The organism is Streptomyces sp. MGP-BFMKR1, from assembly GCF_057766585.1.
Genome location: NZ_CM173408.1, coordinates 968,562 through 980,982, shown reverse-complemented (window position 1 = coordinate 980,982; position 12,421 = coordinate 968,562). Strand labels below are relative to the sequence as shown.

The window sequence follows — 12,421 nt, the reverse complement described above, 5'->3', positions numbered from 1 at the left end:
GCTTCGCGTGCTGCGACCCTGTACGCCAACTAACCGCACGTGCGTACACTAACCGAACTCTCCCACATGTCCGCACGGTCGTCCACTTAGTCGGGTGGGCGCTCGGCGGGACGCAGCGGCAGCCCCGGTGGGAGGCATCGAGGAGGTTTCCCTTGACGACGACGCACCCGGACGGACGGATCGAACGCGGCAACCAGACGCGGCGGTTGGTCCTCGAACGAGCCGTCAACATCGCATCGGTCGAAGGGTTGGAGGGGCTCTCACTCGGCCGGCTCGCCGGCGAGCTCCAGCTCAGCAAGAGCGGAGTGTTCGCCCTGTTCGGCTCGAAGGAGGAGTTGCAACTGGCCACCGTACGCACCGCGATCAAGATCTACGTCGAGCACGTGGTGCGGCCGGCGCGCGACCTGCCCCCCGGCATCGGCCAGATATGGCGTCTGTGTGCCAACTGGCTCACCTACTCCGAACAGCGCGTCTTTCCCGGAGGCTGCTTCTTCTACTCGGTCTCGGCCGAGTACGACGCGCGCGAGGGCAAGGTGCGCGACGCGGTCACCGCGGCGCACGGCAACTGGTTCTCCCTGCTGGAGGGGGTCATCGCCGACGCCCGGGAGGTCGGTGAGGTCCGTACGGACACCGACGTTCCCCAACTCGCCTTCGAACTCGTCGCCCTGCTGGAGACGGCCAACGCCGAATCCGTCCTGCACCACAACTTCGCCTGCTACCAACGGGCGACCAACGGCATCCGCAACCGCCTGCTCAGCGTCGCCACCGACCCGACGCTCCTCCCCGACACACCCTGACGCGCCCCGCGCGCACCGCGCCCCGCGCGCACCGCGCCCCGCGCCCCGCGACCGCACCGCGCCCTACGGCCCCCGCTCCCGGGCCGCGGCCACGACACGGAGAGACCATGCCCCTTGAGCCACACACGCAGGCCCTGTACGACCGGCGCGCCGCGCGGGACGTCCGCCCCCTGTACGCCATGACGCTGGCCGAGGCCAGGGCGGCCGACCTGGCCGCCATCCAGGCCGAGGCGGGCGACCCCGAGCCCGTCGAGCGGATCGTCGACGCCTCGCTGGCGGGGCCGGCGGGCCCGCTGCCCGTGCGCGTCTACCGCCCGGCGGGCGAGGGGCCGTTGCCGGTACTCGTCTACTTCTACGGTGGCGGCTGGACGCTGGGCTCCCTGGAGACCAGCGACGCGATCTGCCGAAGCCTGGCCAACGCGGCGGGTTGCCTCACGGTGGCCGTCGGCTACCGGCTCGCGCCCGAGCACCCGTTCCCGGCGGCGCCCCGGGACTGCTTCGCCGGCCTGCGCTGGGCCGCCGAGCACGCCCCGCGCTTCGGCGGCGACCCTGGCCGGCTGGCCGTCGCCGGCGACAGCGCGGGCGGCAACCTGGCCGCCGCCGTGACCCTGCTGGCCCGCGACGCCGGCGGTCCCGACCTACGGGCCCAGGTGCTCGTCTACCCGAACACCGACCACCGCGCCGACACCCCGTCCCGCCGCGAGATCACCGACCCGCTGCTCTTCAACGACAAGTCGGTGCGGTGGTACTGGGACAACTACCTGCCGACCGCCGAGGACGGGGACCACCCGCTGGCATCGCCGCTCCGCGCGGCCGACCACGCCGGCCTGCCCCCGGCGCTGGTGATCACCGCCGAGTACGACCCGCTGCGCGACGAGGGCGAGCGGTACGCCGCACGGCTGCGGGAGTGCGGGGTGAGCGCCGAGGCCGTCCGCTACCCGGGCGTCACCCATGGCTTCTTCGCCATGGCCGGCACCGTTCCCGCCGGCCGGCACGCCCTCGACCGGGTGGCCGCGTACCTGCGTACCGCCCTCGCCGACCCCGCGACCAAGGACTGAGCCGTGACCGAACCCAGCGCGCCCGCGGCGTCCTCCCAGCCGCTGGCCATCGGCGACCTGCACGCCTCGCTCACCGACCCGCTGCTCGACGCGATGAACTTCCTGAACGAGGTCGTCGCCCGCTTCCCCGACGCGCTGTCCTTCGCCCCCGGCCGACCGGCCGAGGGGGCGTTCGAGATCGAGGACCTGCCGCGCTACCTGCGCTCCTACACCGACTACCTGGAGGGCGAGCTGGGCTGGTCGCGCGAGCGGGTGCGCACCCAACTCTTCCAGTACGGGCGCACCAACGGCGTGATCCACGACCTGATCGCCCGCACCCTGGCCAACGACGAGCAGATTCACGTGAGCCCGGAGTCGGTGGTGGTGACGACCGGCTGTCAGGAGGCGATGCTCATCACCCTGCGGGCCTTGTTCGCCCGGCCCGACGACACCCTCCTCGTCAGCTCGCCGTGCTACGTCGGCGTCACCGGCGCGGCCCGACTGCTCGACATCGCGGTCGAACCCGTCCCGGAGGGCGCGCACGGCCCCGACCCCGACGAGGTGCTGGCCGCCGTGCGCCGCACCCGGGCGGCGGGCCGGCGTCCGCGCGCCCTGTACGTCGTGCCGGACTTCGCCAACCCGTCGGGCGCGAGCATGACCGTCGAGGCCCGCGGCCGGCTCCTCGCGGTGGCGGCCCAGGAGGACCTGCTGATCCTGGAGGACGACCCGTACGGCTTCTTCGTGCGCGCGGGCTCGGCCCGGCCCACGCTCAAGGCCCTGGACCGGCAGCGGCGGGTGCTGCACCTCGGCTCGTTCGCCAAGACGGCGCTGCCCGGCGCGCGGGTCGGGTACGTCGTCGCCGACCAGGAGGTCATCGACCCGGCGGGGCGGCGTTCGCTGCTCGCCGACGAGCTGTCCAAGATCAAGAGCATGACCACCGTCAACACCTCGGCCGTCAGCCAGGCGGTCATCGGCGGGTTGCTCGTGGAGTCGGGCTGTCGGCTGCGGGAGGCCAACGCCGCCTCCATCGCCCACTACCGCACCAACTTGTCCACGGTTCTCGAAGAGTTGGCGCGGCACTTTCCGGCCGAGCGGCGGCGGGCGCTGGGCGTCCGGTGGAACGAGCCGGCGGGCGGCTTCTTCCTCGTCGTGGACGTGCCGTTCGTCGCGGACGCCAAGGCGCTGGAGCGGTCGGCGCGCCACTTCGGCGTGTTGTGGACGCCGATGGCCGACTTCTTCCTCGGCGGCGGCGGGGAACACCAACTACGGCTGTCGTGCAGCGCGTTGAGCCGGGAGGAGATCGTCGAGGGGGTGGGTCGGCTCGCCCGGTTCATCGAGGCGCAGGTGGCGGCGGCGGACGCGTAACGCGGCGGCGGGGCCCGGCCGGCGGCGGTCGGGCCGTTCGCCCACCCATAACTAAACGTACGGTCGTGCTATTGTTTTCCGCGAGGCAACCGTTCAACCAAGGGGGCAGCATGGATATCCGCAAGCTCGACCGGACGGCTGTCCTGGAGACCGTGCGCGTGCTTGGCCAGGCGTCCGCGCGCGACTGGGACCGGCCGACCCCGTGCGCGGAGTGGACGCTGCGCGAGCTGGTGGCCCATATGGCCGGCCAACACCACGGGTTCGCCGCCGCGGCCACCGGTGGCGGGACCGACCTGGCCGACTGGCAGCCCAGCGAACTCGGCGACGACCCGCTGGCGACGTACTGTGCCTCCGCCGAGACGGTGCTGCACGCCTTCGCCCGCCCCGGCGTGCTCAGCGCCGAGTTCCTCCTCCCCGAGATCAGCGCCACCCGACGCTTCCCCGCGTCCCTCGCCATCGGCTTCCACTTCCTGGACTACGTCGTCCATGGCTGGGACGTGGCCCGCGCGCTGGGAGTGCCTCTCGATCTGGACGAGGAGACCGTACGGGCCGCGGGGGCCATCGCGCAGCGCGTGCCGGACGACGAAGGGCGCACCAGCCCCGGGGCCCCCTTCCGGCCGGCGCTGCCCGCCCGCCCGGACGGATCGGCCCTCGACCTCGTCCTGACATCGCTCGGCCGATCCCCGGAGTGGTCCGCCACCGCGTCCCACTGAGGGGCGCCCCGACGGGGCCGGCCCTCGGTCCGTCGGTCCCGCCCCGGTAGGGCCTGCGCATCGGCGTGCCGTGCGCCGTCGTGCCGTACGCCGTCGCGTCGGGTGCCGGCTCATGCCGGGTCAGCGGGTCGTGCCGCGTGTAGAGGAGACCGGACCGCGCACGTGACCATGGGCCGCCCGAACGGCCACGTCGGCGCGGACGCCCCCGCCGAACTGGACGTACTCCTGCCGCACCTGGAGCACGGCAGCCCGCATAGCGGCAGCAGCCCGCACATGCGTCTGCGGGCCCTGCGCGCCCGGGGCCACCAACCACACGGTGCGCCGCCGCCTCCCCAGCCGGCACGCCACGACGCCCGGCGCCTGACGGCCGCCTGTCGCCGCTCGCCATCACGGGCCCACCGGTCGGGGGCGGCGGGGAGCGGCGAGAACTCCGGGGCGGCGAGGGCTTTTTCGGAATCGGGGGAAGCGGCGGGCGGATCATCCGGAGGAAGCCGCTCTCGTGCCCATCTCGCGGAATCCTCCGAATCCGCGTGGGAAGTCCGGAAAACGCGTCCGGTATCCGACGTAGAGGTACGGGGTTTCAGGGGACGGGCATCGCCATGTGCACACCGGAGAACCCTTGTGGTGGGCGCGAGTTCGCACGCACGTCATGCCCGGGAAACGGACTGGCTGTTCGCCCGACGTGCGTCCCCCGCCGCGCGGTGTGGCGTGCTCTTTCGACATTTCCTTCGCACGTTTCTTCGGGTGGGCGCGGCGCATTGTGATGAAGCGGGTAACCCGCGATGCGGGGTGACGCCCGTGATGCGCCCAGGAAAGGGTTATGTCGCGGGGCGCGCCCCGCAGGCATCCGGCCCTGCCGATGTCGGACGGCGCCGAACAGGAGCCGGATTGCCGTGGATTGGGAACCCGGCTGGCTTTTCGTGCGCGGGCCGCGAAGGGATGCGTGGGCGCGGATACCGGCACCACATCGGGAGCCTCACGCGTACCGAAAGGTTCCTCGCCGCTGCCCCGGAGAGGGTGCGCGGAAGGATCGCGGGCCTCGCGGGCGTGTCCCCGCGCCCGGTGCGAGCCCGGCCCGGCGGGCCCTTGCACACCGCGTCCGAAGGGTCACGCGAGGTAGCTTCGCCCGACGACAGGCGGTACGGCGGCGAGCGCGCCCATGAGACCGCCGCGCGCAACGGCGATGCCACCCGCCCGATACCGGACGGCGATCGAGCGCGGTGAGCGCGACACCGGGTGGTCCGTACAGTCAGTTCCCGAGAGGGAATGCGATGGTCTCGGCCCGAGAGGCGTCGGTGGGCGAGGCGTAAACGAAGCCACCGAATCGAGGCGGACGCGGATTTCCACCAAGGGGCGTTCGCCTCTCTGGCTGGAATTCCCTTCGGCGGGTCAACCGTGGTGCGTGCCACCAGCCGTTGCGCGTATGCCGCTTCTCCGGCCACCCGATTCGCCACCCGCACGGAGAGAGGCGTGCGCACCGAACGCCGCCACGCCACACCTCACACACCACACAGCGAATTCGAGTAACGCCCGTCCACGCGCCGCGCTGAGAGTGCTCCACGCGAGGGGCGTACGGGACCGCCGTCGGCGGCTCGTGGAATGGCTGCCCCTCTCGGTCGCGCGATGCGGCGTGGGTATCGCCCGCTCCCGAAAAGCGGAGCGGAATGAGGTGTTGAAACCACGCGATCGCCCCGCTCGCGCGCCCGGAGAATTTCCGCTGCCCCCGAAGTGACCGGCCGGGGGCCAGTCGGCAGGCCCCGCCGGACCGCCCCCCCGTACGGGGCCGCCCCGCCGCCCATAGGTCGCGCCGTGCCGGCGCCGCCCGTACGCCCCACCGGCCCGTTCGTGCCACCCGCGCGCCGCGGCGCTCGGTGCCGCTCCGTTCGCGCAGGCCGCACCGTGGGTCGGAGGCGTGTGCCCGCCACCCGCGTCGCCGGCGGCGCCCCGGAGGGGGAGCGGACCAAGCCATGGCGGACCGGCGGCGGAACGCGACGGTCCGCGTGTGCTACCCGAACCGGTCATCATCGCGCAGGTTTTTCTTCCCGGAAAGGGGAATTCCGCTCACCATCGTCAATCCACAGGGAAGACGGAGGATTCCGTTTTATACGCGGGGTTGCGGAACCGCGTGGTGCGTGCCATCGAGATGTTCGCGGCGGGGCGGGGCGCGGCCGATCACTTCCCGCCGGTGTGGCGGCGGGATCGCGCTCTTCCGGACGTGGCCGAACTGGTGCGGTGGGAGCTGAATGTTCCGTTCCTGTTGGCCTGGTTGAGTCGTGGCCGGCATGTGTCACCTAGGTGCCGAATATGGGGGCGGTAATTCCGCTCCCCGGTAGTGGCAAGAAGCTGCAACGCGCACCGTGACCCGGGCGCAGTAGCATTGCGTTCACTGGGACTCATCGGAACTCGATCGAATCGACGTCGTGGGGCGGTGAATTGACGAATGGTCCTCCCGCAGCGCAGAAAAGTGTGGTACCCATTTGTTGAGCATAAAGTTATGCGCCAGTCAATCGAGAAGGGATGCCCCACGAGCCCCACGGTTGCCCTCGCCGCGCGCCCCGATCGCGATCCCGGCGGCGGTCGCGCCGTCTGACGCTTCGCTGACATCGTTGGCACCCGGCTCCGTGGGCCCGCGACGCCCGGCCGCTGACGGACGAGCGAGAACGCTCGCGCGGCGCGCCCGTGGGCCCCGGCCGGGCTCCGCCGCCCCGGCGGGAACCGTGCCGGCTCGCTGTGGCGCCGTGGCGGACCCGTCGTCGTCCCTCCGACCTCATCCGGCGCCGGCCGCGCGTCGCCGTACCGGTGGACGCGCGTCGCCGCTCCCACCTCGGCGACCCGACCTCGACGCCAACCTCGCGGCTCACGGCCCTCGTTGAGCCCGCACCGCAGTTCCGTCCGTCCCTCCGGCCGCGCTCCCGAACCCGTTCGCCGTCCTGCTCCCGCTTCCGCCACGCAACCCCTTGGGCCGTGCACATCGGCGTGCTCACGTCCCCGGGCCCGTGGCCGACGGCGCAGCTCCCGACCGTTCCAGCCGTCCCGTCCGGGCCGACTCCCTCGGCCGTCCCGCCTCGCCCTCCCGGGCCGCCCGCCTCCCGACGCACGGGGGGCGCGCCCGATCCTCGGCCGCTCCCGCGGCGTAGCCCACCGCGCCGCCCACGGGCCCGCGGCTGAGAGAACCCGAGACCTAGGAGGTCATCATCGCCATTCCGTACGACGCCCCGCGTCCGACCACCGCCCCGGCCCGGGTCGCCATCCGGCCGGGCGTACCGCGTGCCCACGGTGGCGGCGGCCGGTCATACAGCGGCCAACGGACGCGCCCGCGCGGCCCGTTGGCCTCGTCGTGCCCACCGAACCCGACGCGGGCGCGGCGGACCGCTCCGTCCCACCGCGGGGCGGTCGGGCCGTGGCGCGCCACGGGAGTCGGCGCGCCCGGCCCGGGCCGGGCTCCGCCCGGCCCGTTGGCTGACCACCCGCCGCGCGGCCTGCCGCCGTCGGCGGGGACCGGCGCGCGCGACGCGCGCGGTCGGTATCCCGTACGAGCACCTGAGAACCGTAAGAGAGGCATGACCGAATGAAGCCCTATTACGACGTGGTCATCATGGGTGGTGGGCCTGGCGGCTCGACCCTCGCGGCGCTCCTCATGAAGCAGGGGGGACTGAGTGTCGCCGTCATGGAGAAGGAGCACTTCCCCCGGGAGCACATCGGGGAGTCCTTCGCGCACCCCCTCATACCGGTGTTGGAGGAGAGCGGGGCGCTCGACAAGGTCCTCGCCAGCGATTGTTGGGTGAAGAAGTTCGGCGGGATCTTCCAGTGGCGCGGTGAGGACCCGCACGTCGCCTACTTCGACCACGTCAACACGGTCCGGGACGGCGTGCACCGCTGGGCCATGCACGTCAACCGCTCCGAATTCGACAAGATCCTGCTGGACCACGCGGCGGACGTCGGCGCCGAGGTCTTCGAGGGCGCCTCCGTGACCAAGTGCGAGTTACTGCCCGACGGCACCGGTCGCGAGGTGACCCTCAAGGACGGCCGCACGGTGCGCGCCGGCTGGTTCGTGGACGCCTCGGGGCGCCGGAACAGCATCGTCACCAACAAGAAGCGGGACTGGCTGTCGGGCTACCGCAACATCGCCATCTGGCAGCACTACCTGGGTGGGAAGACGACCCAGTCGCTGCCGGGGGACTGGAACATCTTCCGGGACAAGGACATCTCGCCCATCGGGTGCTTCGCCTTCCGCGACGGCTGGGCCTGGTACATCCCCGTCCCGAAGGTGATCGACGGCGAGCGCGTGGTGACGCACTCCATCGGCATCGTCACCGATCCGGCCATCCTGAAGCGTCCCGACTGCGACTTCACCGACCCGGAGCTGTTCCTGCGCACCGTCAAGGAGGTGCCCAAGCTGCGGGAGTTGATCCAGGACGTGCGCGCGGTCGATCCGGACCGCATGCTCACGGCCACCAACTACTCGATGATCAACGACAGGTTCGCCAACCTCGACGAGCGCTGGGTGCTGCTCGGCGACGCCTCCTACTTCGTCGACCCGCTCTTCTCCTCCGGCGTGGCCTTCGCCACCAACCAGGCCGTGGCGACCGCCACGCTGCTCGGCCAGACGGCGAGCGGGGACGTGCCGGAGCAGGATGTCCGCGGCATGTGGCGGGACTACGACTCCGAGTGGCACGGCATGGCGGCCACCTTCGCGCTCTCCATCGACCAGTGGTACTACGCCATCGGCAGCGACAACCCCGACAGCGTCTACTGGAACAGCCGCGGCAAGGCGGGTTCGCTCGGCCTCACCACCGACCAGACCTTCCACGCCCTGCTCAACACGGCCTTCACGCCGGACCTGCTCCAGGTGCTCTCGGACGGCGAGGGAGTGGACGGCCTCGACATCGAGGGCCCGTTCATGACCGCGTACGCCGAGGCCAACTCGCTCAACCTGGGCCCGGACGCCAAGGTCAGGCTGGCCGCCGGGGTCACGGTCACCTCCGGGCTCGGGCTCGACGTGCCCGGGTTCAAGGCGGCCGTCCCGCCGATCCCCGAGCTGATGAGCGAGGAGGAGCAGAAGGCCGCCGCGACGTACTGGAGTGACCCGGTCCGCTACGCGGACATCACCCCGTCCTCGCTCGGCCGGACGCTGCCGTGCCACCGGTTCTTCTTCCAGGACGACCCCGACGGCCCGCAGGTGCGCGGCATCGACACCTGGGACGGGGCGGCCGAGATCGCCAAGCGGCTCAACAACGGCCCCGTCGGGTGGCAGGAACTCATCGGTTCGCTGGACAACGCGGGCCAGCGGTTCGTCCGTCGTCTGCTGCACGCCGGCATGCTCGACCTGGGTGGTGCGGGCGTGGCCGCATGAGCCTCACCGAGGCCAGCAAGACCACCGACGCTGACCCCGACGGGGGCCGCCGGGTCGGCAGGCGCCAGCGCGTGCTGGGCTACGTCGTCCTCGTCGCGCTCCCCGTCGTGGGCTGCGTCATCGCGCTCGTCGCCGCGCCCGGAGGTTCGGGCGCGGCGGCGGCGGGGCACAGCGCGAAGAGTTCCACCGCCACCCTGCTGCTCGCCGCGTCGGGCGTCCTCGCGGTCGCGCTCGGCGCGGGGGCGCTCGCGGCCCGCATCGGCCAGCCGCGGGTCATGGGCGAGATCTGCGCGGGCCTGGCCCTGGGCCCCTCGGTCCTCGGCGAGTTGGGCCCCGAGGTCTCCGACTGGCTCTTCCCGCCCGACGTCGTCACCGGCCTGGACGCACTGGCCCAACTCGGCCTGGTGCTGTTCATGTTCGGAGTCGGGCAGGAACTGGTCCAGGTGCAGCAGTCCCGGATCGAGCGCGGGTTCACCCTGGTGACCCTCTCCTCCTTCCTCGTACCGTTCGCCATCGGGACCGCCACGGCGCTGTGGCTGTGGGACGAGCACGGCGGCAGCGCCGGCGAACCCCTGGCCTTCGCCCTGTTCCTCGGGTGCTCGCTCAGCGTCACCGCCTTCCCGGTGCTCGCCCGCGTGCTCACCGAACTCGGCCTGCTCAAGAGCCGCACCGGCCGGCTCAGCCTCTACGCCGCGGCGGTGGGCGACGGGGCCTGCTGGGTGGTGCTCACCGCGGCGCTCGCGCTCGCCACCGGGGAGGGCGCGGGCGACCAGTGGTGGAAGCTGCTGGTCTTCGCGGGGACCACGGCCATGCTGCTCGGCCCCGTCAGGACCGGGCTCGCGCGGGTGCTCGACGGTCCCGTACGGTACTCGCCGGCCGTCGTCAGTACGCTGTGCGTCGCGGGCGTGGCGGCCTCGGCGGGGCTGACCGCGGCCCTGGGCATCCACCAGTTGATCGGCGCGTTCGTCTTCGGGCTGGCCTGGCCGCGCGCCACCAAGCGGGGCAACGGGGAGGCGGCGCTGACATCGGTGGCCACCATCGCCGGACTGCTCCTGCCGTTCTTCTTCCTCGGCTTCGGCCTCTCCCTCGACCTCGGCGACCTCTCCCTCAGTGCCGAGGGCGCCGTGCTGCTCGCCGTCCTGCTCGTGCTGGCCACGGTCTCCAAGGTGGTCGGCGCGGGCCTGGCCGGCTATGTGGCCGGACTCTCGCGCACCCAGGCGTTGGAGCTCGGAATCCTGATGAACACGCGCGGCCTGACCGAACTGGTCGTCCTCAGCATCGGCCACGAGGCGGGCGTGATCGGCACCCAGCTCTTCGTCGCGCTCGTGGTGGTCACCCTCGTCACCACCGCCATGACCGGGCCGGGGTTGCGGCTGCTTCGCGTGCTGCGCCCCGCCAAGACCTGACGGGCCGGCCCGGGCGCACCCAGCGCCCGGGCCGCCCCCTCGGCAGCCGCCGCCCGCCCCGGAGCCACCCGGCGTGGACCAGGCGGCCAGCCGAGGGCGACCCGCCCCGCCGGGGCCGCACGCGCCGGGCCGCGCCGGGGCCCCGGCGCCCCGACATCCGGACGGGCGCCCCACACCGGGCCCCGACCGCCCCCTCACTCACGGATCTGGAGCGGAGCAGATGAATCACCCCCATGGGGAGTCGTTGGACCACACGGACCAGGACGAGGCGATCGCGGCGTGGCGCGAGATCCTGGGCACCGACGCGCTGGTGCGGGCGCCGGAGGAGTTGGCCGCCGCGGAGCGCAACACCTCGGCCTTCCCGCCCCGCCACCTCGTCGCCATCCTGCGCCCCACGCGGGCCGAGCAGGTCACCGAGGTCGTACGGGTGGCGCGCGAACACCGCGTGCCGCTGTACCCCATCAGCACCGGGCGCAACTGGGGCCTCGGCTCGAAACTCCCGGTCCGGCCGGGCGGCGCGCTGCTCGACCTGTCCGGCCTGAACCGCATCCGCTCCGTGGACACCCGCGGCCGGTACGCCGTGGTGGAACCGGGCGTCACCCAGGCGCAGTTGGCCGACCACCTGGCCACGCACGCCCCCACGCTGGTCGCCAACGTGACCGGCTCGTCCCCCAACTCCTCGGTGATCGGCAACCTCCTCGAACGCGGTACGGGCTTCCGCCGGCACCGGGCCGATGAGGTGCGCGGCCTGGAGGTGGTCATCGGACTGGGCGAGTTGGTACGCACCGGCCTGTGGGCCGACCCCGGGGCGCGCCACGCGCACCACTACCGGCACGGCCTCGGCCCCGGGCTCGACGGGCTGTTCGTCCAGTCCAACCTGGGCATCGTGACGGCCGCCGTGGTGGACCTGGTGCCGCGCCGCGAGGAGCTGCGGCTGCTGATGTTCTCCTTCTCCGAGGAGGTGTTGGCGGGCGTCTTCGACACGGTCGGCGAGCTGTTCACCGCGGACGTGCTCCGGTCGATCACGCATGTCTTCAACGACAAGCGCATCCTGTCGATGTCGGCCAGCACCCAGGTGCCCACCTGGACCGGGGTGGTGGCCATCGACGGGTCGCGGGCCCAGGTGGCGCTCACGGTGGCGGAGGCCAGCGCGGCGCTCGCCGCCGCCGGGGCCGCGCCCCGGGAGGTCAGCGCGGAGGCGGTCGCCGGCGAGGCGGCCGATCCGCTGCTGAGCGCGATGTACGCGGTGCACTCCGGGCGCCCGTCCACCGCGTTCCTGGAGGGCCTGCACCAGGCGACGGGCGCCACCACGGTGCCGGACGCCGCGACCGTGGACGCCCTCGACGACTCCACCATCGGCTACCTGGCCTGCATGCCGGTCATCGCCGTGGACGGCGCGGCGGCCCAAGAACTGGTGGCCCTGGTGGAGGGCGTCTGCGCGGAGTACGCCATCGTGCCCGCCCTCGCCATCAACCCGATGAACGCCGACTACGCCGAAGTCGTCATCAACCTGTACTTCGACCGCACCGACCCGGACCAGACGCGCGCGGCACACGCCTGCAACGACAAGCTGTACCGGCGGCTGTACGCGGAGGGCTTCCGCTTCTACCGGGTCGGCATCGACGCCATGGAGTTCCTGACGGAACAGGACACGGCGCCGTGGGGCGTCATCAGCCAGCTCAAGGCCGCCCTCGACCCGGCCGGCGTCATCGCCCCCGGCCGCTACTGCCCCGTCACCGACTGACCCGCC

The 12,421-nt window shown here is 72.6% G+C and carries 7 protein-coding genes; all 7 read left to right on the top strand.

The window, feature by feature from the left end:
• The first annotated feature begins 152 nt into the window (after window positions 1-152).
• The 7 genes from AC3CHW_RS03510 (at window position 153) to AC3CHW_RS03480 (ending at window position 12,415) form a co-directional block, all read left to right on the top strand.
• On the top strand, window positions 153-797 hold the full coding sequence (locus AC3CHW_RS03510) for a TetR/AcrR family transcriptional regulator (RefSeq protein ID WP_488469528.1): 645 nt from the start codon (window positions 153-155) through the stop codon (window positions 795-797).
• 107 nt (window positions 798-904) lie between these two features.
• Window positions 905-1,855 (top strand): alpha/beta hydrolase, encoded by a 951-nt coding sequence (locus tag AC3CHW_RS03505; RefSeq protein ID WP_488469527.1) that lies wholly within the window; start codon window positions 905-907, stop codon window positions 1,853-1,855.
• A 3-nt stretch (window positions 1,856-1,858) separates the two neighbouring features.
• On the top strand, window positions 1,859-3,199 hold the full coding sequence (locus AC3CHW_RS03500; RefSeq protein WP_488469526.1) for an aminotransferase-like domain-containing protein: 1,341 nt from the start codon (window positions 1,859-1,861) through the stop codon (window positions 3,197-3,199).
• Window positions 3,200-3,309: 110 nt separating this feature from the next.
• On the top strand, window positions 3,310-3,912 hold the full coding sequence (locus AC3CHW_RS03495) for a TIGR03086 family metal-binding protein (RefSeq protein ID WP_488469525.1): 603 nt from the start codon (window positions 3,310-3,312) through the stop codon (window positions 3,910-3,912).
• A 3,568-nt stretch (window positions 3,913-7,480) separates the two neighbouring features.
• Window positions 7,481-9,265, top strand: a complete 1,785-nt coding sequence (locus AC3CHW_RS03490) for an NAD(P)/FAD-dependent oxidoreductase (protein ID WP_381157850.1) — start codon at window positions 7,481-7,483, stop codon at window positions 9,263-9,265.
• On the top strand, window positions 9,262-10,671 hold the full coding sequence (locus AC3CHW_RS03485) for a cation:proton antiporter domain-containing protein (protein ID WP_381157852.1): 1,410 nt from the start codon (window positions 9,262-9,264) through the stop codon (window positions 10,669-10,671). The genes AC3CHW_RS03490 and AC3CHW_RS03485 overlap by 4 nt, the downstream gene beginning before the upstream one ends.
• 220 nt (window positions 10,672-10,891) lie before the next feature.
• Window positions 10,892-12,415, top strand: coding sequence for an FAD-binding oxidoreductase (locus AC3CHW_RS03480; RefSeq protein WP_488469524.1), 1,524 nt, complete (start codon window positions 10,892-10,894; stop codon window positions 12,413-12,415).
• Window positions 12,416-12,421 lie beyond the last annotated feature (6 nt).

Bases quoted from the DNA above. Each gene is read 5' to 3' on its own strand.
- AC3CHW_RS03505 (WP_488469527.1), top strand. From the start codon at position 905: ATGCCCCTTGAGCCACACACGCAGGCCCTGTACGACCGGCGCGCCGCG.
- AC3CHW_RS03495 (WP_488469525.1), top strand. From the start codon at position 3,310: ATGGATATCCGCAAGCTCGACCGGACGGCTGTCCTGGAGACCGTGCGC.
- AC3CHW_RS03490 (WP_381157850.1), top strand. From the start codon at position 7,481: ATGAAGCCCTATTACGACGTGGTCATCATGGGTGGTGGGCCTGGCGGC.
- AC3CHW_RS03485 (WP_381157852.1), top strand. From the start codon at position 9,262: ATGAGCCTCACCGAGGCCAGCAAGACCACCGACGCTGACCCCGACGGG.
- AC3CHW_RS03480 (WP_488469524.1), top strand. From the start codon at position 10,892: ATGAATCACCCCCATGGGGAGTCGTTGGACCACACGGACCAGGACGAG.